At 67.0% G+C, this 23,506-nt stretch carries 19 protein-coding genes and 3 pseudogenes; 13 read left to right on the forward strand and 9 right to left on the reverse strand.

Annotated elements, in window-relative coordinates:
* Positions 1-4,490: DUF7927 domain-containing protein (locus tag WA762_RS31750; protein ID WP_443080726.1), on the reverse strand; the 4,490-nt coding region annotated here is incomplete at its 3' end.
* A 536-nt stretch (positions 4,491-5,026) separates the two neighbouring features.
* On the opposite strand from WA762_RS31750, the gene WA762_RS31755 reads away from it, so the two are divergent.
* The 6 genes and pseudogenes from WA762_RS31755 (at position 5,027) to WA762_RS31780 (ending at position 8,954) form a co-directional block, all read left to right on the forward strand.
* Positions 5,027-5,671, forward strand: a complete 645-nt coding sequence (locus WA762_RS31755; protein ID WP_335940626.1) for an IS3 family transposase — start codon at positions 5,027-5,029, stop codon at positions 5,669-5,671.
* Between the two features lie 18 nt (positions 5,672-5,689).
* Entirely contained in the window at positions 5,690-6,127 is a 438-nt protein-coding gene (locus WA762_RS31760; protein WP_335940679.1) for a DDE-type integrase/transposase/recombinase, read from the forward strand.
* Positions 6,128-6,419: 292 nt separating this feature from the next.
* Positions 6,420-6,728, forward strand: a pseudogene (locus WA762_RS31765) (hemerythrin domain-containing protein); the annotation flags it as partial.
* An 820-nt stretch (positions 6,729-7,548) separates the two neighbouring features.
* Positions 7,549-7,923 (forward strand): hypothetical protein, encoded by a 375-nt coding sequence (locus WA762_RS31770; protein WP_335940627.1) that lies wholly within the window; start codon positions 7,549-7,551, stop codon positions 7,921-7,923.
* A 75-nt stretch (positions 7,924-7,998) separates the two neighbouring features.
* Positions 7,999-8,613: an RNA polymerase sigma factor gene (locus tag WA762_RS31775; RefSeq protein WP_335940628.1), complete on the forward strand. Its 615-nt coding sequence runs from the start codon at positions 7,999-8,001 to the stop codon at positions 8,611-8,613.
* Positions 8,610-8,954 carry a hypothetical protein gene (locus WA762_RS31780; protein WP_335940630.1) on the forward strand — a complete coding sequence of 115 codons (345 nt, stop codon included), beginning with the start codon at positions 8,610-8,612 and terminating at the stop codon, positions 8,952-8,954. The genes WA762_RS31775 and WA762_RS31780 overlap by 4 nt, the downstream gene beginning before the upstream one ends.
* Before the next feature lie 20 nt (positions 8,955-8,974).
* On the opposite strand, the gene WA762_RS31785 is transcribed toward WA762_RS31780, so the two are convergent.
* A complete protein-coding gene (locus WA762_RS31785; protein WP_335940632.1) occupies positions 8,975-9,421 on the reverse strand; it encodes a hypothetical protein in 447 nt (148 codons plus the stop codon).
* Positions 9,422-10,126: 705 nt separating this feature from the next.
* Here WA762_RS31785 and ltrA point away from each other — a divergent pair.
* Positions 10,127-11,557, forward strand: coding sequence for a group II intron reverse transcriptase/maturase (gene ltrA, locus WA762_RS31790; protein WP_335940634.1), 1,431 nt, complete (start codon positions 10,127-10,129; stop codon positions 11,555-11,557).
* A 130-nt stretch (positions 11,558-11,687) separates the two neighbouring features.
* Here ltrA and ku read toward each other — a convergent pair whose 3' ends face one another.
* Positions 11,688-12,626 (reverse strand): non-homologous end joining protein Ku, encoded by a 939-nt coding sequence (gene ku / locus WA762_RS31795; protein ID WP_335940635.1) that lies wholly within the window; start codon positions 12,624-12,626, stop codon positions 11,688-11,690.
* On the opposite strand from ku, the gene WA762_RS31800 reads away from it, so the two are divergent.
* Both WA762_RS31800 and WA762_RS31805 read left to right on the forward strand, forming a co-directional pair.
* Positions 12,610-12,873, forward strand: a complete 264-nt coding sequence (locus tag WA762_RS31800; RefSeq protein WP_335940637.1) for an alcohol dehydrogenase catalytic domain-containing protein — start codon at positions 12,610-12,612, stop codon at positions 12,871-12,873. The two genes, ku and WA762_RS31800, sit on opposite strands and share 17 nt — an antisense overlap.
* Before the next feature lie 305 nt (positions 12,874-13,178).
* A complete protein-coding gene (locus WA762_RS31805; protein WP_335940639.1) occupies positions 13,179-13,601 on the forward strand; it encodes a zinc-binding dehydrogenase in 423 nt (140 codons plus the stop codon).
* 290 nt (positions 13,602-13,891) lie between these two features.
* On the opposite strand, the gene WA762_RS31810 is transcribed toward WA762_RS31805, so the two are convergent.
* From WA762_RS31810 to WA762_RS31825, 4 genes are all read right to left on the reverse strand, one after another.
* Positions 13,892-14,077, reverse strand: a complete 186-nt coding sequence (locus tag WA762_RS31810; RefSeq protein WP_335940641.1) for an alpha/beta fold hydrolase — start codon at positions 14,075-14,077, stop codon at positions 13,892-13,894.
* 73 nt (positions 14,078-14,150) lie between these two features.
* A complete protein-coding gene (gene fumC / locus WA762_RS31815) occupies positions 14,151-15,608 on the reverse strand; it encodes a class II fumarate hydratase (protein ID WP_335940642.1) in 1,458 nt (485 codons plus the stop codon).
* The gene (locus WA762_RS31820; RefSeq protein ID WP_335940644.1) at positions 15,605-17,242 is read right to left on the reverse strand and encodes an NAD-dependent malic enzyme; all 1,638 of its coding nucleotides are present in this window, start codon (positions 17,240-17,242) and stop codon (positions 15,605-15,607) included. Before WA762_RS31820 ends, fumC begins: the two co-directional genes overlap by 4 nt.
* Before the next feature lie 130 nt (positions 17,243-17,372).
* A complete protein-coding gene (locus WA762_RS31825; RefSeq protein WP_335940645.1) occupies positions 17,373-18,248 on the reverse strand; it encodes an SDR family oxidoreductase in 876 nt (291 codons plus the stop codon).
* Positions 18,249-18,639: 391 nt separating this feature from the next.
* On the opposite strand from WA762_RS31825, the pseudogene WA762_RS35810 reads away from it, so the two are divergent.
* Both WA762_RS35810 and WA762_RS31835 read left to right on the forward strand, forming a co-directional pair.
* Positions 18,640-18,876 (forward strand): annotated as a pseudogene (locus WA762_RS35810) (aldo/keto reductase); the annotation flags it as partial.
* Complete coding sequence (locus tag WA762_RS31835; protein ID WP_335940647.1) at positions 18,863-19,393, forward strand: hypothetical protein; 531 nt, start codon at positions 18,863-18,865, stop codon at positions 19,391-19,393. The pseudogene WA762_RS35810 and the gene WA762_RS31835, both read left to right, overlap by 14 nt.
* Positions 19,394-19,779: 386 nt before the next feature.
* Here WA762_RS31835 and WA762_RS31840 read toward each other — a convergent pair whose 3' ends face one another.
* Complete coding sequence (locus WA762_RS31840) at positions 19,780-20,610, reverse strand: ISAs1 family transposase (protein WP_335940649.1); 831 nt, start codon at positions 20,608-20,610, stop codon at positions 19,780-19,782.
* Between the two features lie 530 nt (positions 20,611-21,140).
* Positions 21,141-21,614, reverse strand: coding sequence for a MarR family winged helix-turn-helix transcriptional regulator (locus WA762_RS31845; protein WP_335940651.1), 474 nt, complete (start codon positions 21,612-21,614; stop codon positions 21,141-21,143).
* Positions 21,615-21,671: 57 nt separating this feature from the next.
* Here WA762_RS31845 and WA762_RS31850 point away from each other — a divergent pair, with 57 nt between their 5' ends.
* Together WA762_RS31850 and WA762_RS31855 are read left to right on the forward strand one after the other, a co-directional pair.
* Positions 21,672-22,502: an alpha/beta fold hydrolase gene (locus WA762_RS31850; protein WP_335940680.1), complete on the forward strand. Its 831-nt coding sequence runs from the start codon at positions 21,672-21,674 to the stop codon at positions 22,500-22,502.
* Between the two features lie 263 nt (positions 22,503-22,765).
* Positions 22,766-23,426: pseudogene (locus WA762_RS31855) on the forward strand (ABC transporter substrate-binding protein); the annotation flags it as partial.
* Positions 23,427-23,506: the final 80 nt, after the last annotated feature.

Raw genomic sequence — 23,506 nt, forward strand, 5'->3', positions numbered from 1 at the left:
GGCGGGATGTTGCCGGACGGGGGGACGTTGGTGGACGGGGGAGGAGTCTTCCCCGGCGGCACCGTGTGGTCGGTTTCGCAGCCCTTCTCGGTTTCGCAGTGGCCGCGCTTGTCGTCGGGGGTGGTGACGACGTTGTGCAGCTTGGTGTCGCCACTGCCGGTGACGGTCACGGAGTAGGTGATGGTGGCCTTGCCGTTGACCGGGAGGTTGCCCTTCCAGACGAGCTTGCCGTCGGACACAGAGACGTCGCCCGACGATGCCTTGGCGTCACCGTTGTAGGTGGCGTCGTCCAGGACCTTGGACAGGTCGTCAGTGATGGTGGCGTCCTTGACCTCGCCGCTGCCCTTCTGGGCGACGGTGACGGTGTAGGTGACCTTGTCGCCCTTCTTCACCGCCGTACCCGACTTCGGATCGGACGACTTGGAGAAGACGTACGAGCCGTAGACGTGGTCGGTCTCGCAGCCCTTCTCCGTGTCGCAGTGGCCGCGCTTGTCGTCGGGGGTGGTGACGACGTTGTGCAGCTTGGTGTCGCCACCGCCGGTCACGGTCACGGAGTACGTGATCGTGACCTTTCCGCCGACCGGGAGGTCGCCCTTCCAGACCAGCTTGCCGTCCTTGACCTCAGCCGAACCGGTCAAGGTTTTGACGTCGTTGTTGTAGGTGGCGTCGTCCAGGACCTTGGACAGGTCATCGGTGACCGTCGCGTCCTTGACCTCGCCGCTGCCCTTCTGGGCCACGGTGACGGTGTAAGTGACCTTGTCGCCGACCTGGACGGTGGAGCCGGACTTCGGATCGGAGGACTTGGAGAAGGTGTACGAGCCGTAGACGTGGTCGGTCTCGCAACCCTTCTCCGTGTCGCAGTGGCCGCGCTTGTCGTCGGGGGTGGTGACGACGTTGTGCAGCTTGGTGTCGCCACCGCCGGTCACGGTCACGGAGTACGTGATCGTGACCTTCCCATCCACCGGCAGGTTGCCCTTCCAGACGAGCTTGCCCTCCTTGACCTCAGCCGAACCGGCCGACGCCTTCATATCGTCGTTGTAGGCGGCGTCGTCCAGGACCTTGGTCAGGTCGTCGGTGATGGTGGCGTCCTTGATGGCGGCCTTGCCGTGCTGGTTCACGGTGACGGTGTAGGTGATCTTGTCGCCGACCTGGACGGTGGAGCCGGACTTCGGGTCGGAGGACTTGGAGAAGGTGTACGAGCCCAGCTCGTGGTGGGTGGTGCAGCTGGGGGTGCTGCCGTCCTCGGCGGCCTCGCAGCCGGGTGACAGCACGGTGTTGACGAGTTGGGCGTCCCCGCCGGCCTTGACGGTCACGGAGTAGGTGATCGTGGCTTCGCCGCCGACCGGGACGGTGCCGTTCCACGTCAGCACGCCGTCCTTGACCTCAGCCGAACCGGTCGAGGCCTTGACGTCGTCGTTGTAGGTGGCGTCGTCCAGCACCTTCGACAAGTCGTCCGAGAACGACGCGTCGGCCGGGGCCGAACCCTGCTGGGTGACCTTGATCGTGTAGGTGACCTTGTCACCGGGGGCCACGGTCTGGCCGGAGGCCGGGTCGGCGGTCTTCTCGACCTTGTAGTTGGTCACCTCGATCCCGGCCGGGTCCGGCGGGATAGTTGGCGGGACCTCGGAGTCGGGCGGGGTGTCCGCCGTCGCGGAGGCGGTGTTGACGAACGTGCCCGACACGGACTTGTCCAGCACGGTGCTGAACTCGTGCGACTGGCTCTTGCCCGGTTCCAGGGAAGCGATCGTGAACGCGCCGAGCTCGGGGAACTTGTCGTCCGAGACCTTCACGTTCTTGAGCGTGCCCTGGCCGGTGTTGGTGACCACGATCCGGTAGCGGACCGTGTCGCCGTACTTGAAGGTCGGGTAGTCGGCCGCTTCGTTGGCGTCGTGCCACTGCCCGTCCTTGCCCTGGACGAACTTCTTCAGCGAGGCGGAGTAGTAGTTCGCCACGGTGATCGGCGCCGACGTGCGCATCACCAGCTCGGTGTGCCCGTCACGCGCCTGCGCGCGGTTCACCAGCTTGTCGCCGCCCTTGGCGCCGTCGGTGGCCACGGCGACCTTGAACTGCTGGCGCGCACCCGGGTCCAGCACCGGGCCGATGACACGCACGGCTGTCGCGTCCGGCGTGAACGTCTGCGTCCAGCCGACCGTGTTCCCGGTGGCATCGCCGGCCTTGCCGTTCGACTTGTCGTCCGGGTCGTCCGACAGGGACTTCGGGTCGGCGGTGGTGTAGTACACCTTCGCGCCCGCCTCGGGGGTCACCGACTCCAGCTTGTAGGAGCCGGAGTACGACGTCCCGCGCTTGTCGCCCTTGTAGGGCAGGATGTCGATCGTGTCCGTGAACTCCTGCGGTGCCGGGTCGTACGACCGCAGCGTCACCGTCCACGAACCCGAACCCTTCCCGTCACCCTTCACGTTCGGGATGAACGCGGCATCCGCGCTCTTCCCGATCGTGGTGTATCCGCCTGCCGCGACCGTGACCTGTGCTTTTGCCGGCGCGGTGGTGATCCCGTCGTATGCGGCCGTCGCCGAGTTGGTCAGCGCCTGCCCGGGCTTCACCTTGTCGTCCGCCACCGCCTGGTAGGTCAGTGCGTGGTCCGTGTTGGTGGTGACGCCGTCGAGGGTCCAGGTCAGTACCTGCTGGCCCGATCCGTTGGCCGTCACCGCAGGCTCCGGGGTGGCGGTCCCCGGAACGTACGTCACGCCCGCGGGGAGGGTGTCGACGATCTTGAACCCGTCCACCGTCTCAGGGATCGCCCCGGCTCCGTTCGCCGAGTAGTTCAGCGTGTAGGTCGCGGGAACGCCCGGTGTGACGACAGCCCGGTCGACGGACTTGCTGATCGCCGGTGACGCCGTCGTCACGCGGACCAGGTCCCGGAAGCCGGTGGTGCACGGGTAGCGGAGACCGGGCGTGTCCAGGATGCACCCGGCCTTGTTCCACCAGTTGTTGAGCGGGTCGTCCATGACGCCCGAGAAGAAGCTCCACACGTCCGTACCGGGCGGGGTGCCCGGCTTGATGGTCTGGAACACGTTCTGATTGATGTTGGTGTACCCCCCGTACGCCTCCATCTGGCCCTGGGTCGCCGTGACCCGGACCGCCTTTACCTCTGCCTGATCGCCGGGTGGTGTGGTGCTCCATCCGTCCGTCACGCCGCAGTCGAAACCGTTCGGGTCGTACGAGCCGCTGGCAGGGTCCAGGTGGGCGTCGTTGCCGGTGTAGTACTCGACCACGGCGCCGTCGACCCCGCCGGCGGGGGTGGTCCACTTGAATCCGCTGAAGGTGACGTACTTGGTGTCCAGGGCCGAGCACATCCCCACCAGGCGGTCGTCGGGGCGGTCGGTGTGCAGTTGCATGGCGGTGTCCATGTACTGCCCGATGGTCGTGCCCGCCGAGACCCGGTAGGTGTCGTCCCACGTCGTGCCGCCGCTACTGGTGTAACCCCGCCCCCAGCCCGAGGAGTACGTACCGGGAGTCGTCCACGACTTGGACTCGGTGTTGTTCGCGGGGTCGTCCTGCGCCGTCTGCCCCGTGGTCGAGGTGTAGGTGGGGGCGCTCGCCTTCAGTTCGGCGGAACCACCGGACGAGGTGAGCACGCGTACCCAGATCGAACCGGAGGCCAGCGCCACCTGGTCGGACGGTAGCCTGCCACCGGCCGAGTCGAGGGTCGGCGGGGCGGCCGGGTCGTAGTCGATCCCGGAGATCGTGAGCCGGAACGTGTTCGGGCCGGTCTGCGTGATCTGGCAGCTGTCCACGAAGGACGCCATCTGCTTCGCCGGATGAGAGCCGCCAGACCACGGATGGCCGTTGGCCGGCGCAGCGATCGAGTACGGCGTGCACGCCTGGGGTGCGAGCTGGACCTGGCTCCCCTGCTGCGAGCTGATCGTCAGGTCGTACGTGATCGTCTGCGGTCCGGGGTCGCTGCCTCTCCCCTTGCTCAACGTCCACTCGTAATCGAGCTCGAAGTAACCCTTCCCACTGGAGTAGTTGGCTGCGCCGACGTCCCAGCGCATGTCCATGGCGAAGCGGTTGACAATGTTCAGCGGCGGCAGTGCGGCGCTCTGGTCGCCGATGGTTCCTTCTGCGGTCACCTGGCTACCCGTCGGCCCGTCGACCACAACAGGTGCCTGCAGCACCACCGCGGTGCCCTGATCGTGCGTGCCGAGATTGCAGGTAAGGGTCTTCTTGTCAGCCGAGAGGGCTGATACCGGATTGACCCCGGCCGTCAAGCACGAATCTGGCAGCGCGTCGAACACCCCGTTGTCCAGTGCCACTCTGAGGGTGACGTTGTCCACCGGCTCATTCGACGGGGCCTCGGCGTCGTCGTTGACGTTCACCCGCCACTCGGAGGTGACGATCTCCCCGGAAGCCAACTGGGCCGGCACGTCGCCGACCCACCTGCCGGTGATCTGGTGCACCGGCTTCGCCCAGGCACCGGTCACCTGGCTGAACATCGTCAGAACCAACGCCAGTGCCAAGGAAAGTGACAACCAGCCGGTCCATCCCGGGCCCGATATCAGGAACCCGCGCCCCCCTCCGCCGTACGCGGAACCGGCAGCCTGCGGCCGCCATCTCTGCGAACTCACCTCGGATCACCTCTTCAGCTCTCGTGGCACGGGCACACACGCCAGTACGGCCACGAGCGGTGACCTGCAACCGCAGATGACATGACGTCGAGCCCACATGCACGCCTGGATCGACCGGCGAACACCGGCGTCCGAGCGAGAGTTAAGCACTCGTATGGGTGATTTAAAAGAATTTAGGATAGTTTGAGTTCGTGTTTTACCTGCCCCAGAGGTCCCGGAGGGGCACCACGTACCGCACACGGACGTACGGCGTCCGCCGGGCTCCATGGATGAGTACCGGCGCTCCCAGCGCGTGCTTTGTCAGATTGCGCTGGTCAGCCTTGCCGTTTCGCTCCGACGGTGGGCCTTCACCCAGCGCCGGGCAGTTGGGCCTTCACCCCTGATCTTGGACACTCGAGATAGTGGATCTTGAGGATCTGAGAGATGGATGTGTCGTGGTCATGAAGCACTATCGGCCGGGGTTCAAGGCGGACGCGGTCGCGCTGTACGAGTCGCGGCCCGAGGCGACGATCAAGCAGATCGCCGCTGACCTGGGGGTGGACCCGGAGACGCTGCGCAACGGGATCCGGGCGGCCGGAGCCGGTCGTCCGCGCGGCCGTCGGGCGGCCAAGCCGCCGACGGTTCCGGTGGCGCCGTCGGCTCTGGAGGCCGAGGTCGCCGCCTTGAGGCGGGAGGACGCCGAGCTGAAGAAGGAACGGGAGATCCTGCGCAAGGCGGCCCGCTCTTCCTTCTACGCCTGGCTCACCGCGGCGAAAGCCCGGACTGTCCGCAAGGCGGCCGACGAGGCCCTGGCCCACGAGATCACCGTCATCCACGTCGCCTCCCGGGGCACCTGCGGTGTCCCGCGCGTCCACGCCGAACTGCGGCGTCCGGGACGGCGCGTGAACCGCGAACGGATCGCCCGCCTGATGCGCGACCACGGCATCCAGGGCGCCCACCGCCGCGGACGCCGGTCGCTGACCCGGCCGGACAAGAAGGCGAGGCTGGCCCCGGACCTGATCGGCCGCGACTTCCACGCCGAGACACCCGGCACGAAGCTGGTCGGGGACATCACCTACCTGCCCACCGGCGAGGGCCGGCTCTAGCTCGCCTGCCGGCTGGACCTGGCCACCCGCGAGGTCGTCGGCTACGCCATGGCCGACTACCACCGCGCCTCCCTGGTCATCGACGCGCTGAAGACGGCCCACGGCCGGGGCTCTCTACAACCTGGATGCATCGCACGCTCAGATCGCGGCAGCGAGTACACATCCACTGAAGTCCGACGCGAGATGCGCGAGTCGGGGCTGCGGCAGAGCTGTGGACGCACCGGGTCTTGCTTCGACAACGCCGCCGCGGAGAGTTTCTGTGCCCTGCTCAAAGAGGAGATCGGCAATCGCGTCCGGCCCGACCGGGCCACCGCCCGCGCCGAGGTCTTCGCCTTCATCGAGACCTTCTACAACCGCCGCCGTCTGCGCAGGCACAAGGTCTACGGCTGCCGCCAGGGTCGCCTGACAGAAGCTCTGCCCTGGGTGTCGCGCACCTCGGCAAGACCGATACGGTGATCACCGAGGAGACCTGCTCCGCTTCCTCGACGGTGAGATCAAGATCTCCCCCTCCCGAGCGGAGGCGGGCTGGTGCTCTGCGCCCACGTCATCGCCCTGTCTGTCCGGCGCCGCTCAAAGTTGCCTTCCTGATCAGACTTTTCCCCACGCCATTCCTGAGCAGAGCCTGTGGGCTGAGCGGTGCCTTTTCCTGAGCTGTCGCGGTGGGAGGGACGTGATGTGCGAGAGCCCCCGCCCGGGCGCGGTACATCAGCTCTTGCAGACCGAGGGCGGAAGGTGTGGCGGCGAACTCCTGAAGTCCCTGGAGGGCCGACAGCCGGAAGAAGAGGAATTCAACCACCTTGTCGCGAAGGTGAAACTCGAAGTCACTCGTCATGTCCGCGACGAGGAAGGAAACCTCTTCCCTCTGCTGGCCGCCGTCTGTACCTCCGATGCCCTGGACGACCTGGGAGACAAGATCCGCCACGCGAAGAAGACGGCTCCCACCCGACCGCATCCCTCCGCGCCCACCACACCGCCTGCCAACAAACTCCTCGCCCCCGGCGCAAGGCTGGTCGACCGAGCCCGCGACCTCCTTGCCCACCGTAACCGCGGCGACTGAGCCCGTTCTTCCGCGCATGTCGGCAGGGCGGCGCCGGGAGCGTCGCTGGGCCGGTGCTGTTGGATCCTTCCGCGGCCACGATGCGAACGGAGGGCGCTGGCTTCGCCTGGCCTGAGGCGGGGCCCGCAGAGCCGTGACGGTGTCCGGCACCCCGAGCCCTGGGCACCGTCACGGGGAGCTGACCGGGGCACCGGTTCTCCACCGATATGAACGAAACCCGACTGTCGAGGATTCGCCGCCGAACGGGTGGCAGTGCGTACCGGCACGGATGGCCCTGTGCTCCCGCCGGAGAAATCTGCCGCAGTGCGGCCGGTCGGCACCACCGCGTGCGCCGACGACTTTGGGGCCGGCGGGTGGTGCCTTCGCTGTCCAGGCGGATGCGGTGTACGTACCAGCGGTGGATCAGAGTGTCCTGGTCCACCGGGATGTAATGCCGTGGCCAAAAGGTTGAAGCCGAGTTCCGGAATGGTCCGCGACCGCGCACGACCGGCGCGAGGTGGCGCCGACCGGGCAGCGGTGTTCGGTGTACGGGACCTGGCGGCGCTGCGCACCGCGGGCGCCGTGAGCCGCACGGCGAGGGTGCCAGGCGGACGGCTGGTCTTCCGCCGCAGCTGAGCCCGTGTGCGCAGGTTGCTGTTCTGCGCGCCAGAGCAGGGCTGGCCTGCGGGGGCCGGGCAGGCTCTCTCCCCGAAGAGCAGGCCGTGGTGAAGTTTCTCGGATGTGGCCGCAACCTCGGGGGGTGTCGCACGTCTGGTGGATTGAAGGCGCCCTTCAGCTGTTGTTCCAGACCGTGTTTCCGTCACTTCCTCGGGAGAATCTCATGTCGCACACCAAGTGGAACCGCCGTCTCAGCCCCCGGGCCCTGGGTGCCGTCACCGGTGCCGCGCTGCTGCTGGGCGGCGGCTTCGCCGTGCAGGCCGTTGCCGACTCCGGCGTGAAGCCGGCCCCCGCCGCGCCGAGGGTCGCCACGACCGGGTACGCAGCCCCGCTGACCGCGTCGAAGCCCGTCGCCTCGAAGCCCGCTGGTACCCCGAAGGCCGTCGGGGCGGGCAAATCGGCCGACGAGGGCAAGCCCGGCACCGCGCCTGTCCCGTCCGTCCCGTCCATCCCGTCCGTCCCGTCCATCCCGTCCGTCCCGTCCATCCCGTCCGTCCCGTCCCTGGTGATCCAGCCGGGCAGCGGGGTTCAGAAGTAGAAGCAGCGGCAGCACCACGGGGCGGGCCGGCCTTTCCGCAGGCCCGCCCGCCCCTCCCGCGACGGATCGAGGCCCATGCAGTACGCCATTCCCGCAGCGCCGCCCTGGTGGTCCCGCCTGCTCTCCCGCATGCCCCGGACCGGGGATGTGCCGAAGCAGGGACATCATCTGCGGTCACTCGGTACGCCGTACGACGACGAGCCGCCGCCCACGCTGACCGAGCTGTACCAGGCGCGGCGACTCGACATGGTGCGGCTCGCGCTCTTCCTGGTGGACGATCTGCACACCGCCGAGGATGTCGTCCAGGACGCCTTCGCCGCTGTCTGCCGTATGTACGGCACCTCGCTGGACGGGCTCCAGGACCCCGGGGCCTACCTCTACACCGCCGTGGTCAACGCGGCCCGCTCCGTGCTGCGCAGACGTCGCACCGCCCGTGCCTACAACCCGCCCCACCAGGGTTATGGGCCGCCCGTCGACGAGGGGCTGCTGCTCGCCGAAGAGCACCGCCAAGTTCTCGGCGCACTAGCGCAATTGACGAGACGTCAGCGCGAGGTTTTGGTGCTGCGCTACTGGTCGGAGCTCACCGAGGCGCAGATCGCGCAGACGCTCGGGCTGTCCCGCGGCACGGTGAAGTCCACTGCGAGCCGCGCGCTGGATGTCCTGGAAAAGAAGCTGAAGGCGGGCCGATGAAGCCGAGCGCCGAAGACCGCCGACTTGCGACCGAGGACCGGCTGCGCGCCGCGCTGGCCGCCCGCGCCGCGCTCGTCACGCACCGCGACCTGCGCCGCGGCGCACCCCCGCAGGGACACAGTTGGGGAATGCGCCGGGTGCGCAGGGTTGCCTTTGCCGCGCTCGGCACAGCTGCTGCCGTGGCGGCCGTGTGGCTGCTGGTGCTGCTGCCCGGCAGCCCGCCGGCCCCGGCTCCGGCTCCGGCGCCACCCGCCCGCGCCCCGGGCATCAGCGAACCGGTGCCGGCCATACCTGCGCGCCCGGCCGACCAGTCCGGCCCGTCCGGTGCGGACTCCCGTTGATCAGCCCGCCGATCGGCGGTCTACAGCACGGTGCCGTGCAGGGCGCGGCGGTCGCTGGACATCGCGTAGCGGCGGGCGGCGAGCCCGTGCTCGAGGGGCTCGCCGATCTGGTCGCACAGCAGCGCCAGGACGTCGGCGGCGTCGGTGTCGGAGAGGTAGGCCGGGGCGACTTCGAACATCAGCTCGCCGATCTCGTGGTTGATGGCGACAAGGTCGTCGACGATGGCGCGCGCCGCAGCGACGGTCGGGTCCGCAGGCGGATCGGCGGCTGGTGGTGGCGGTGCGGTGCGGACGTCGCGGACGGCCTGGTGGACCACGGCGCGCACCGTGGCGGTGTCGAGGGCCTGGAGGCCGCTGTGGGCGAGTGCGGCGAGTCGGTGGGTGATCAGTTCCGCGACGATGTCCGTACGGCTGGAGACGGCGATCAGGGCGCGCGGGGACAGGCCGTAGTCTCGTCTTCCTCGCACAACGCCCCTGATCTCCAGTGACTCACGCCACTCAAACTTCGATGGCACACGCTCAAGGTTCGGTGGCACAGGAGTGCGCCACGAGGCGCTACGCAATCGAGTGGAGGTGAAAGACCACCACCTCCGGGCCGTCGCAGCGGCCCGGTGAAGCTGGGGGCAGCCTGATCCGGGGAACGCCGGGGAGGGCGGCAAGCAGCTCCGACAACGGCGGGACGTGCCGGGACTACCGGACAGTGCGGGCCCGTCTAGCGAGGTCAGAAGGTGTAGCGAAAGCGAACCAGTGGTTGAAGCTCCGTAAGCATCGAGCCGGCTCAAACCTGGTGGATACGGGCCGGTATGCAGCGCGTGACCTGATCGTCCTCGGACGAGCGGGCCAACTCCGAAACCGGATTTCCTGTTCCGGTGGGGAGGCCACGTTGAAAGCCTGCGGCGTAGGCGTGGCGAGGCTGCCGGAGTAGAGCTGGGCGTCTCCCTGACCGATCGATTGTGCGGTGAACGTGGGAACCATCCGCGGTCGCCCGAGCCGCCGGACAGCCAGTTCGGTGGTGGGCAGGTCCGTTGCCGACTGATGGCCGTGGATGGGGCGGAGGCCCCGTAGTAGTCGCGGGAGTAACGACCCGTCGTGGAGACCGGGAAAGCCGGTCGCAGGGCAAAGGGGGCCAGCAAGTCAGTGGCCGAAGTACTGGAATGTCGGGAGGGTCGCCGGTGAATACCGACGAGCTGGAGCGCGCCTTGTATGAGGCGGAGCGCCGGGTACTGAAGATCCAGACCAAGCTGCACCGTTGGGCTCGTGATGATCCTCATCGCAGGTTCGATGACCTGTTCAATCTCGTTGCCGACCCGGGCTTCCTGCTGGTGGCCTGGGATCGGGTGCGGGGCAACAAGGGTGCACGCACGGCCGGGGTGGACGGACGCACGGCGTCGTCCATCGCGCTGTGGGTCGGTGTCGAGGAGTTCCTTGACGTGCTGCGGTCGCAGATCAAGGACCGCAGTTTCCAGCCCATGCCGGTGCGGGAGCGGATGATCCCCAAAGCGGGCGGCAAGCTGCGCCGCCTGGGGATCGCGACGATCAACGACCGGGTGGTGCAGGCATCCTTGAAGCTGGTGCTGGAGCCGATCTTCGAGGCGGATTTCCTCCCGTGTTCCTACGGGTTCCGCCCGAACCGCCGGGCCCACGACGCGGTGGCCGAGGTGCGTCTGCTCACGTCCAAGAAGTACGAGTGGATCGTGGAAGGCGACATCAAAGCCTGCTTCGACGAGATCTCGCATACCGCTCTCATGGAGCGGGTGCGGGCACGCGTCGGGGACAAACGCGTCCTGGCCCTGGTGAAGGCGTTCCTCAAGGCGGGCATCCTCAGTGAGGATGGCCTGCTGCGGGACAACGACACTGGCACCCCGCAGGGTTCGATCCTCTCGCCGTTGCTCAGCAACGTCGCGCTCTCGGTCCTGGACGAGCACATCGCCCAGGCGCCGGGAGGCGCCGGAACTGATCTCAACGAGCGCCGAAGGCGTCGACGCCGAGGTCTGCCCAACTACCGGCTGGTCCGGTACGCGGACGACTGGTGCCTGATGGTTCACGGCACCAAGGCAGACGCCGAAACGCTACGCGACGAGATCGCAGAAGTCCTCACCACGATGGGCCTTCGCCTGTCACCGGAGAAGACTCTGATCACCCACATCGAGCAGGGTCTGGACTTCCTCGGCTGGCACATCCAGCGCCACCGGAAACCAGGCACCGACCGGCACTACGTCTACACCTACCCTGCCAAGAAGGCCCTGCGGGCCATCATGGTCAAGGTCAAGACGCTCTGCCGAGAGGTCGGCACGAACCAGCCGCTCGATGCTCTGCTCGTCCGGATCAATCCGGCAGTGCGGGGCTGGTGCGCCTACTTCCGGCCCGGGGTGTCCTTCGCAACCTTCTCCTACCTGCGCAACTACATGTGGCACATGGTCTGGAGATGGGTACAGCGCAAGCACCCCAAGACAGGCCGGAGGAAGATCTTCAGCCGCTACTGCGGCCGCAGATCATGGTGGACCGGGGAGACCCGGGAACTGTTCAACCCGATCACGGTAGGCACCACTCGCTACCGCTACCGGGGCCTGACGATTCCCACTCCCTGGGACGCCACGGGATGAGAACAACCACCACGAACCCCTCCGGGGCTTGTGGAGAGCCGGGTGCGGTGCCAAGTCGCATGCCCGGTTCGGGAAGCGGCTCCGGGGAAACGGGCCGGTCGAAAGACCAGCACCGCGCCCCGGGCCGACTTCACCAACCGAGAGGGAGTTGCGTTGAGAGACGAGGACGTCGTTCCGGTCGTGCTGCCCGAGGCCGAAGCGCCGGAGCCCGCCCGCGAACGATGGCATGGCGTCCGAGACCCCTCATGTGCCCTTGGCGTGGTCGAGGGCGTCGGCGAGCTGGTCGTGGGTCATGGCGGAGCGCCCGCGGATGCCGGCCTCGGCGGCCTTCTCGTACAGCTCGGCCTTCGTCAGAGACCGGAGCGACCCGCTCTTCGGTGTGCTGGTGGCGCGCTTCTTCGGGGCGGGCTTTTTTGCCGCGGGCCGCGTGAGATGTGCCAGCCTTCTCGCCCGTGTCCTTGGAGGAGCGGGCCCGCTCGAAGCTGGCGCGCAGGGCTTCCACGAGGTCGACGACGCCGGTGGGCTTCGCGGCCGGCTCGGCCTTCCCCACCGTCTCACCGGCGGCCTTGGCCTCGACCAGTGCCTTGACCTTCTCCCGGAAGGTGTCGTGGAAGCTTTCCGGGTCCCAGTCGGCGGTGAGGGCGTCGATGAGCTGGTGGGCCATCTTCACCTCGGCCGCGGTCGGCTCCGTCTCGCCCGGCAGGCCGGGGACCTCCTGGTGGGGATCGCGGATCTCGTCGGCCCAGTGCAGGGTGTGGAGGGTCAGCAGGTCGTCCTCGGCCTTCAGCGCGACGAGGTACTCGCGCCCGCGCATCACGAAGGTCGCGATGCCTGCCTTGTTCGACTCCGCCAGGGCTCGCTGGAGCAGGGCGTACACCTTGTCGTACTGCTCGCCCCGCGGCCCGAGGTAGTACGTCTTGTCGAAGAAGATCGGATCCACCGTGTCGAGATCGACGAATCCGGACACCTCCAGGGCCCTGGACCACCCCGGCGCGATGTCGTCGAGTTCGCCCGGTTCGACGATCACGTATTCGCTGCCGGTGTCGTAGCCCTTGACGATCTCGTCCAAGGCCACCGCGACCGGCATGTGCCGAAGCGACTACCAGCTCCTGAACGGCTACTTCGAGGGTCCGTTCCCGGTGGATCTGCCCTACATCCCCGGTCACGAGGTCACGGGCCGGGTGGCGGGACTCGGCGCCGAGGTGCCCGCGACGGTGGGCTACTCGGAGGGCGACATGGTCGTGGTGAACCCCAGCTGGGGGGGACGGCACGTGCCGGCAGTGCCGGGAGGGCAACGAACAGCTGTGCAGCGGTGACGGCCGGTGGGTGGGGTTCGGCCCGCCGGGCGGTTTCGCCGAGTACATGGCCGTGGAGTGCCGCCACGCGATCCCGGTCTCGGAGGAGGCGGCGCGGGCGCCGGAGCTCCTGGCCCCGATGACCGACGCGGGCATGACCCCGTACCGGGGGATGCGCAAGCTCCGGGACGCGGGCAAGCTCGGCCCCGGACGGACCGTCGCGGTCACGGGCATCGGCGGTCTCGGCAGCTACGCGATCCAGTACGCGAAACTGCTCGGCGGCGGTGCGACCGTGGTGGCTCGCGCGCACCGACAGCAAGCTGGACGTGGCGAAAGAGAACGGCGCGGACCACGGGATCAACGTCAGGAACAAGTCCACGGGGGCCATCCAGGACGAACTGGAGAGGCTCACCGGCCGCCGGACGATCCACGCCATCCTGGACTGCGTCGGCAGCGAGTCCTCCATCTCCATGGGCTTCGACCTGCTGGGCCCCGAGGGCGCGCTCGCGGCCGTCGGCCTCATGAGCCAGCGTGTCGAGCACCGGCAGTTCCCCTTCGTGGGCACCGAGTTCTCCTACCTCGGTTCCTTCTGGGGCAACCACCTGGACCTCGTCGAGGTCCTCTCGCTCGCCGAAGCCGGCCGTGTCAAACACAACGTGACCAAGGTCGCGCTGGAGGACATCAACGAGAACCTTGACGCTCTGGGGCGCGGAGACGTCGTCGGACGCCAGGTCATCGTCTTCGGATGAAATTCCGTCGGGCAGACCCGGCCGTCGCGTCTTCCGGGGGCGTAGGACGAGGTACGCGCGGCGGCCCGGTCTCGGCGCTTCACAAGCCTGCCGGGCCAGTCGCCCGACTTCCCGAGTTCACGCTCCGGCAGAGGGCACGAGACCCGCGGCGATCGCGACGGTCGCGACCGACACAGCCCCGTCCTGTCAGGTCTCGGCGGCCTCGCGGGCGCGCTCGTCGCGGGCGTCTACCCGTCAGTACGAGCCGCCCGGCTGCCCCCCACCGAGGCACTGGCAGCGACATGAAGTCTTCAGGCCAGGAACTTGAGCAGATGCTCGATGACTTCCTCGGCGTGCGTCCAGCACAGGCCGTGTCCCGCGCCTTCAATGGTGACGTAATGGGCTCCTTTGATCATTTCGTGGGTGCGGGCACCGGTGGCCTCGATCGGCAGGATGTGATTTGAGCGCCCGAACCCCCGCCGGTCGTACGCGATCACCCGGCGTCCCGCCGCCGGCAGCGCACGAGTTCTGTCGGCAAGTCAGGCGGGATCCCGTGTCAGAGCCTCTGCGTCAGGCGCCGGAAGCACCGTGGCCGACCATGGAGAGCGGATCGACAACGGAGTCGAATGTCTTCTCGTCGACGTGGCCGCTGGCCAGGGCTGCCTCTTTGAGTGTCTGGCCATTGGCCAGGGCGGATTCGGCGATGTGTGCGGCGTTCTGATACCCGATGACGGGGCTGAGCGCCGTGACCAGCATCAGGCTCTCGTCAACGTACTGGGCAATCCTTACCCGGTTGAGCTCCGTGCCGCTGACGGAGAATTTCCGGAACTTCTCCATCCCGTCGGCGAGGATGCGCGCGGAATGAATGAAGTTGTTAATAATGATCGGGCGCATAGCGTTCAGCTCGAAATTGCCCTGACTGCCGGCGAAGGCAACTGCTGAGTCGTTGCCGAGCACTTGAATTGCGATCATGACGATGGCTTCGCACTGGGTCGGATTGACTTTGCCGGGCATGATCGAGGAGCCGGGTTCATTCTGTGGAAGCAGCAGCTCGGCGAATCCGGTGCGCGGGCCCGAGGCCAGCCATCGCATGTCGTTGGCGATCTTCATCAAGGCCACGGCCAGTCCGCGCAGCGCCCCGTGCGCCCGCACCATGGGATCCAGGGATCCCTGGGCCATGAACTTGTTCTCGGCCGTGACAAAGGGCTTGCCGGTCAATTCGGCGATCTTGTTCGCGACGTCCCGGCTGAAGCCCGTAGGTGCGTTCAGCCCCGTGCCGACGGCGGTGCCGCCCAGGGCAAGTTCGAGCAGGCAGTGGCGGCTGTGCTCGATTTCCTGGATGCAGGCGTGCAGTTGCGCCGCATAGCCGGACCACTCCTGTCCGACGGTGAGTGGTACGGCGTCCTCGAGGTGCGTGCGGCCGATCTTGACGACCTCGGCCCATTCCGTGGCCTTTGCCTCGATGGACGCGGCGAGTTCCCGGGCCTGAGGCAGGAGTTGCTCGTCGATCTGTTGCACGGCGGCAATGTGCATAGCGGTGGGGAAGCTGTCGTTGCTGGACTGTCCCATGTTGACGTCGTCGTTCGGGGCGATGGGCTGCTGTGTCCCGAGCGTGCCGCCGAGCAGTTGTGATGCACGGTTGGATATGACCTCGTTGACGTTCATGTTGCTCTGGGTGCCCGACCCCGTCTGCCAGACGAAGAGCGGGAAGTGGTCGTCGAGCTCCCCAGCGATCGTCTCCTCGGCTGCCCGTACGACGGCCTGCTTCTTCCACTCGGGCAGCCGTCCGGCGGCAGCGTTCACCAGCGCTGCCGCCTTCTTCACGTAGCCGTAGGCGTGGTAGACCTCCTTCGGCATCCGGTCGTCGCCGATGGAGAAGTGGAGGAGCGAGCGCTGTGTCTGCGCGCCCCAATACCGGTCTGCCGGCACCTCGACGGTGCCCATGCTGTCGAATTCCTGCCGGTTTCCACTGGCTTGGATCCCGATCGCCGTGTTCTGCACCTTGGGGGGCAACTGGTTGTCGTTCATTGCCCGCCCTCCAAGTCGTCCGTGGGGTAGGTCGGCTGCCACATCGAGTCTTGGACGGCCTGAATGAGGTCGTCGTGGGATTTGGTTGCGACACCGTCCTCTGCCGCGGCACGGGCGACGGCGACTGCGACCGTTGCGGAGGAAGCCCTCAGGTTCGCGACCGGTGGCAGGAGTGATGCTCCTGGCAGCGACACGTCGACCTGGCTTGCCACCGCCTCGGCGGCGGCGAGCAGCATGTTGTCCGTTACGTGCGGGGCGCCCGAGACGATCGTTCCGAGTCCGAGCCCCGGGTAGAGGAGGGCGTTGTTGGCCTGCCCGATCTCGTAGGTGACCCCGTTGTACCGGACCGGCTCGACCGGGATGCCGACTGCCATCAGTGCTCTGCCCTCGGACCACGGCACTGCATCCGACGGCATGACTTCGATACGGCTCGTCGGGTTCGACAGCGGCAGGAGGATCGGACGCTCGACACCCTCGGCCAGCGTGCGCACGACGTCCTCGGTGAACGCATTGTGGGTGGTGGAAGTGCCGATGAGGATGGTGGGCTTGACGTGATCGACGGTGCTGAGCAGATCGATCTCACCATCGGACCAGTCACTCACCTCCGACTTCGGCCGCGCATAGACCCGCTGGTAGTCCGGCAGGTCTCGCATGTCATCGGTGACCAGGCCGTGGACATCGACGAGCCAGATGTTCTTCTTCGCCTCGTCGGGGGTCGCGCCGTCACGGAGCATCGCCGCGTGGATCTGGTCGGCCATGCCGGTGCCGGCGGTTCCCGCGCCGAAGACCACGAGCCGCTGCTCGGACCAACGTCCCCGGGTCACCTTCAGGGCCGAAAACACCGAGGCCATGACAATGGCACCGGTGCCCTGCATGTCGTCGTTGAAGATCCGGTATTTGTCGGCGTTCTCCACCAGGATCCGCCGGGCGTTCGACGGTCCGAAGTCCTCGAAGTGCAGAAGCGCACTCGGGAACAGTTCGGACGCGGTCTGGAGGTAGAGAGAGATGAAGTCGTCGTACCGCTTTCCGGTGACCCGTGCGTGCCGGTTGCCCAGGTACGACGGACTGTTGAGAAGCTGCTCGTTGTCTGTCCCGACATCGAGGTTCACGGCGATGACACGGTTGGGATCGATGCCGGCGGCCGCCGTATAGACGGCGAGCTTCCCGATGGAGATGTCGGTCCCGTTGACGCCCCAGTCACCGATGCCCAGAATTTCCTGGGCATCGGATACGACGATCAGGTCGACGTCCCCTGCGCCAAGACCCAGCGACTCGAAAGAGGGCTTCACGTCCTCGGGACGGTCGATCGACAGGTACAACGCTCGCGAGTCACGGTAGTCGACGGACCACTTCTCGATGGCCTCGCCGACTGTGGGGTCGTAGACGACAGGCATCAACTCATCGAGGTGGTCGGCGAGCAGCTTGAAGTACAGCACCTGATTGCGATCGTGGACCTCGTTGAGATAGATGTATTTCTGCAGGTTGGAGGGCTGCTGCTGCAGCTGCGCGTAAGCCCGGGCGGCCTGCTCGTCCAGAGTCTCGACGGCCGCTGGCAGCCGCCCCGTGATCCCGAGCTTCGCTCGCTCCCCCAGCGTGAAAGCCGTGCCACGGTTGCGGTAGCGATCCTGCAGCACAGTTGGCCTGACAGGCATTGATGTACCTCCGGCTGTTGTGAGCGCCGTGCGCTCGTACACGCGTGTGGCTCCGCCGGCGCGAGAGCGTGTCACCAAGCCCACCGGTCGGCTCTCACCAAACTTATTGCTGTCACGTGCGAGGCGATGACCCGACAGGAGTCTCGGGCTGCATCTCGTAGGAGTGCTGGATGGCCGGGTGGCGGGTCCCGAGGCCGTCCGTGACCTTGCGCTCCCACGGAACCTCCTGGAGGCGCTTTGTCTCCTCAAGCATCGACTTGGGCTCCAGGTTGCGGTAGCTGTCGACTTCTCCGGCGGCGACGGCCGTCAGCGTGGCGAAGACCGCTTCGGGATCGAACTGCGGGCGGGGGAAGGCGAGTTTGGAATAGTCGAAGAGCCGTTGCGACGGGTCGTCCTCCCAGCTTTCCCAAGTCTGGAACATGCGGTCGTTGAAGCCCGTCAGGAAGGGCCCCGGGTTGACCGTGGCGACTTCGATGTTGTATTCCTGCAGCTCGTAGGCCATGGTCTCGGCGATCGCCTCAATCGCGTGCTTCGAGGCAGAGTAGATGCCGGTGAACGGGTTGACGTTCAAGCCTTCCCGCGAGGACACCCAGACGATGCGGCCGGCCCCGCGGTTGATCATCTGCTTGGCGATGCCCTGAGTGAGGACGAGCGGCCCCGTGACGTTGACCTCGAACTGGTGCCGAATGTTCGACTCGGGAATGTCGACTGTGGAGCCTCCCTCACCGACACCGGCATTGTTCACCAGAATCTCCACACCCCAGTCGAGGGCCTTGCGGCGGTCTCCGTCGTTGGTCACGTCGAGCTTCTCGACCCGAAGCCTGACACCGCGCTCAGCCGCCTGCCATTTCAGCGTCTGCACCTGGGCGTAGATCTCCACCCCGGCGATCACGTCGAAGCCCTTCTCGGCGAGGCGCATGGCGGCTTCGAACCCGAAGCCGGTGCCCGCTCCCGTGATGAGGACCTTCTTCAGTGCCGCATTCGCCATGTCGAGTGATTCCTCTCAAGTTTCTCGTCCCACACCAAGTACTGAGTCTGAGTCTGAGTCTGTGCGGGACGACTGCGACCGATCTTCGAAGCTGCCCGCCGCACACAGCGGCGACGTCGATCTATAGGTGCATGGCGAGCCCACCTCCGGCCCAAGAACCAGTCTGGCCCCCCAAGCAACTGCCGGCAACTCGGAAACCTGGATCTGTCCATAATTGAATTCGAGTTCCAAAATTCTGCGACCAAGCGCTACTGGCCTCAAAAACGTACGCAGCCCCCGCCGCCACACTCGACCATGGCATCAGCTACTACGACACGGCCCCGCTTTACCGAGCGGACCTCGCGGAAATCCGGCTCGGTGGCCTGCTGGCCAGCAAGACGCGCGATACCGCGTCGGTATGGTCGTCGGGGGCCCCTACAGTTCCGGCATCCTCGCGGGCGGAACTCACTTCGAGTACCAGGAAGCGCCCCCGGCCATCTTGGTGAGCATCAAGGCCGCAGCCCTTCAGTTCTCGCTAGCCCACCATCGAACGCCCTCCCCCCAGGGCTCGGCACCTCCGCCCCGTGCGACCAACGTCTCGGCGGATCCGACGCAGCTCAACCGAAGGGCTCAACGTGCTCCGCGGTGACCGAGGTGGGGCGTGGCTTGTCGCGGGCAAGGCGCTCAAGCCGTTTGCCGGGGTCGGGGTAGGTGGGGATCAGGTGTCGGCCCCAGGTCCCGTTGACGAGGCCGGCAAACGCGCCATAGAGGCCAAGCGCTGCGGTGAGGAAGCCGAAGCCGCATCCCACCCTGATCAGTTGGCCAAGCCGTCGTGTCAGATAATCAAGGCAGCGAGACCATATAAGCACGGCGGTTCCTGCGTCGCCTACGACGCGACGCTGAACTGCAACACCTCGGGCCTGATTTCATTCTCTGTAGGGATTCAGCAATACCGAGGGCTTGGCCTCTGGGAAAATAAGGCCAGCAAGAACCATACAATTTGCAAGGGTTCGGCTCTGGGCCTCACTCCTTCTTGGAATTGTGCTGGCACGGGCACTCGTGACTACCGTGGCAAGATTACCAATGCCGTGCTGCGCGCCATCGGTGGCACATGGGCGGCAACGGGAATGCCGATTTTGACCTCTAAGGCCAGCCTGAAGTGCTAGTGAACTGAACCGCGATGTCGTCCGGGCAATTTTGGGCCGGGCGACATCGCGGCCTGTATGGCGCTGCAGGATGCCTGATCCTGCAAATACTCCGAGAGTTCACCTCGAAAGCCTCCTGTAGGCCCACGAGCCACCACAGCAGGCACCCATGGTGAGCCCTGAAATCTGACACAGGCGACCAGCCGGAGAGTCCGGAAACCATAATTCAGCAGTACCGTAACCGACGCACGCGAATATGAAGAGTATTGCAATGCCGGTCAGCGAGGCTACTGTTAAGTCAACTTCGTCATAGCGTCTCTTTGGCCTTTTTATCATGGCATGCATACTTCCAGACGAGTCGGAGGTGAGCAAAGAACCCGCGTTGTGTTTGCGGTGCGGGATCGGCATCACCGCACGTCCTGAGCCTGACGGGCATCGGGGCAGTCGAGGTGGGCGAAGGCGGCGGTCTTCAGCCGCTGGATCTCCAGACGGTGGTGGGCGCGGGGGCGGTCGTAGTGGTCGAGCGTGATCTCGCACCAGGGCAGACGGCGGGTACGGTCAAACAGGCTGGGGTGGTTGGCCTTGACCTGGGCGATGTAGTGGGCGCCGCGTTCACGGAGGTAGGTGCCGTGGGCGTGCTGGGTGTGCAGCGCGTCGGCCGTGATGACCGTGCCGGTCAGGTCGATGGTGGACAGCAGGGGCTGGAAGGCGGGGATCTCGTTGCTTTTGTCGGCGACCTGACGCTGGGTCAGGACATGGCCGTTGTGGTCCATCGCAGCCAGGAGTGTGATGTACGGGGTGGTGGCGGTGCGCGATCCGCGTAGGGCCTTGCCGTCGACGGCAATCGCCCGCAGTCCGGGGTCGGCCGGGGCCGCACGGGCGGCGAGGAAGGCCCCGATCGCCCGGTCCAGAGCGTCACCGCCGAGCCGTACGCAGAGACGGCGCAGGGTATGGGGATGCGGGACGGACACCGTGCCGGTCAGCGGGTCGACGGGGAAGCCGAGAGCTCGGCAGGCCCATCCGGGCGCATCGCCGATCCATTCCGTGATCGCGGTGAGCGAGCGGGCGCCGGCCAGGACACTCGCCGCGGCAGCGGTGACCAGGGCGGACAGCGGATAACGCCGGCCGCGGACGCCTCTTGGGTCGGGGAGCAGGTCCAGAAAACTGAACAGGCGCACTGCGTCCGCCAGCGGGGCAGGTGCGGAAACCTGGGCCAGTTGGTCCAGCGCGGCGGGCATGAGAGAAGATGCAGGAGCAGGCACGGGTTCGCCAAGTGTTGATGGGACTTCGACACTCACGTGATCACCGAGACCGTGCCTGCACTGCGTCTCCACTCTGCCCGAACCTGGACGCCCACCCCAAGCCCGGATCAACCTGATGTTCCGGACGTGCCGCGATCTTGCAACGGCCCCTGCCGCCAGATCACCCCCTCGACCTGGTCCCGCAGCCGCTGCGGGTACCGTACTCGCCTATCGGCAGATACGGCTCGATGAACTCCCATTGGTCTTCGGCGAGTTGCCTGCGCAATACGCCCGACGTCGTACCAGGTTCGGCTCCCGAACGGAACAGAACCCGAGGATGATCACGACCTCGCAGGGCAATACACCTAAGGGCTGTCCCGTAATCCCCGGCGGGCGCGCGACGACAGCTACGGCCCCTCGCCGCGTTGTCGGAACATCCGCATACACCCAGTATGCGAACGTCCCTCCGCCTTGCGATGCACCGCATCCGACGCCGCACGCTGATCCACCGGGGATTACGGGACCCCTTAGGGCACGTCGACATCGTCGAAGAGCGCGAGCATCTGGGTCAGGACGTGCACGCACGCATCCACGTCGGCACCGGTGAGGTTGCCGCTCACTTGCCGCAGGGTCGCGTGTTCGCGGGCGTGCACCGCGGTGATGGCCGCCGTGCCGTCGGCGGTCAGCCGGATCAGTGAGGACCGCTGGTGGGCGGGGTTGGGGATGGCCTCGACCAGGTGCTGCGCGGCGGCATCGTTGACCATGCGCTGCACGAACTGCCGACTGAGTGTCTGGGCGCGGCCCAGTTGAGGGACGGTCATGGGTCCGTGCTGGCGCAGCAGATCCAGGACAGCGCGCACGCCGACGGACAGCCCCTCGATCGGCTCGGCCTGTTCCACTTTGCGGTGCACTCGCCGGTACAGCGGCCCCACCAGGGCGAACACCTCCGTCAGTCGGTCGGCGAGCTCGTCGGTCGGCAGAGGGATGTCGGTGTCTGTCATTCCCCAAGAATGACACCTCGGTTGCCAACTTTCGAGGAAGATGACACCTTGATTGTCATGTTTGCCTTCGCTGAGAACTCCGAGATGCTTTCGTTCACGACCTCTGACGGCTCCCTCGCCTATCGCGACGCCGGCGAGGGACAGCCGCTGGTGCTGCTCCATGCCGGGTTCTTCGACCACGGCATGTGGGGCGAACAGATACGGGCGTTCGCCCCGCACTACCGGGTCATCGCACCGGACGCCCGCGGACACGGCGCCTCCTCGAACGCGACCCGGCCGTTCCGTCCGGCCGACGATCTGGCAGCGCTGCTGCGTCATCTCGATGCCGGGCCGGCGGTGCTCGTCGGGGTCTCGATGGGCGGGGGCACTGCGGTCGACACTGCGCTCGAGCATCCCGAACTGGTTCGCGCCGCGGTCGTCAGCGGCGTGGGGACCAGCGAACCATACTTCGAGGATCCCTGGAGCCTGGAGGTCCTGGGGGAGCAGAACGGTGCGCTGGCCGCCGGCGACATCGAGGGCTGGCTGAACGGGCACGTGCGCTTCGCGGCAGGCCCGCACCGCTCGCTCGGTGATGTCGATGCGGACATTGCGAACCGCCTGCGCGCGATGGCGTCCCGGACGATCTCCAAGCACACGGTCGGCGAACCGGACCATCGCGTACCGGTTCCGCAGACCTGGCGGCGTGCAGCGTCCATCGACGTTCCCGTCCTGGCGATAAACGGTGCCCTCGACGTGAGCGACCACATCGCGATGGCCGAGCGTCTGGTCCACGCGGTACCCGACGGCCGCGCAGTGTCCGTGGAGAACACCGCACACTTCCCCAACATGGAGGAGCCGGCCGGGTTCAACGCCCTCCTGGCCGGGTTCCTCGAAACTCTTCCGCATTAGGCCTGTGCGAGGTCGTGATTCGCCACTGTTTCAGAAGTGACCTCCTGAGGTGCAGGCCCTCGGACGTGCCGATGACGATGAAGCTTGGCAGCTAAGCGAACAAATAATCGGTTGCCTATTGGCGATGGTGGTGGACCCAATGACCGGCGTGATCACCGGGGGCGCCCGCCGCAGCGAGACGTGATGAACGCGAACCGCCGGCCCCGGCCAGCACGCGTTCCGGGCGGACAGCGACCGCATCGTCCCAGGGGAGACACCATCCGATGAACACGCCACCATCGCCGTCCGGAGCGGAACACGCAGACGGGTCGTCCGTCCGTCTGCGCGCTCGTCCCGCTGACGCGGCCCGGCTGGGTCGAGGCGGGCCGACACCTGCTCGCAGGACTCGAGCTGGCCGTTAGCGAGGTCAACGACGCTGGCGGGATCGACGGCAGACCACTGAATCTGGTGGTCCGGGACACCGCGGCCGATCCTGAGCGGGCTGCGGCGGCCGTGGACGAACTGGCCGCCCTGGGCGTGGCCGCCATGGCGGGCGAGTACCACAGCGTCGTCGCCCGCGCCGCCGCCGCCCGAGCCGACGCCCTCGGCGTGCCGTTCCTCTGCTCGTCCGCGGTGCTCGACGCGCTCACCAAGGAGCCGACGGAGTGGGTCGCGCGCCTGGCCCCGGCCCAGTCCCACGGCTGGCGGATCTACGCGGACTTCCTGCTCGGCGCGGGCCGGCGTCGGATCGCCGTGGCGACCCAGCCGACCGTCTATTGGGCGTCCGGGACCCGCGTCCTGCGGGACCACCTCGCTCCCCGCGGCGGCACCGTCGTCGAACTCGACGCGAACGCGCTCACCCCCGAGGCCCTGTGCGACGCGCTCGTCGACCACGGCGCGACGGCGCTCCTCCTGCTGGTCGGCCATCCGGAGCCGAGGAGGCCGGCGTTCTCGTAGGCGCGGTCCAGGGCGCGTTCGAGTCGGGCTTCCGGGATCTCGGCGATGTTGTCGGTGGGGGCGATGTA

This window comes from Streptomyces tyrfis (genome assembly GCF_037034285.1).
Classification (GTDB): Bacteria; Actinomycetota; Actinomycetes; order Streptomycetales; family Streptomycetaceae; genus Streptomyces.

Excerpts from the sequence above, each read along its gene's own strand:
- WA762_RS31755 (WP_335940626.1), top strand. The coding sequence starts at position 5,027 with ATGAAGCACTATCGGCCGGGGTTCAAGGCGGACGCGGTCGCGCTGTAC.
- WA762_RS31770 (WP_335940627.1), top strand. The coding sequence starts at position 7,549 with ATGTCGCACACCAAGTGGAACCGCCGTCTCAGCCCCCGGGCCCTGGGT.
- WA762_RS31775 (WP_335940628.1), top strand. The coding sequence starts at position 7,999 with ATGCAGTACGCCATTCCCGCAGCGCCGCCCTGGTGGTCCCGCCTGCTC.
- WA762_RS31780 (WP_335940630.1), top strand. The coding sequence starts at position 8,610 with ATGAAGCCGAGCGCCGAAGACCGCCGACTTGCGACCGAGGACCGGCTG.
- fumC (WP_335940642.1), bottom strand. The coding sequence starts at position 15,608 with ATGAACGACAACCAGTTGCCCCCCAAGGTGCAGAACACGGCGATCGGG.
- WA762_RS31825 (WP_335940645.1), bottom strand. The coding sequence starts at position 18,248 with ATGGCGAATGCGGCACTGAAGAAGGTCCTCATCACGGGAGCGGGCACC.
- WA762_RS31840 (WP_335940649.1), bottom strand. The coding sequence starts at position 20,610 with ATGCCCGCCGCGCTGGACCAACTGGCCCAGGTTTCCGCACCTGCCCCG.
- WA762_RS31845 (WP_335940651.1), bottom strand. The coding sequence starts at position 21,614 with ATGACAGACACCGACATCCCTCTGCCGACCGACGAGCTCGCCGACCGA.
- WA762_RS31850 (WP_335940680.1), top strand. The coding sequence starts at position 21,672 with ATGTTTGCCTTCGCTGAGAACTCCGAGATGCTTTCGTTCACGACCTCT.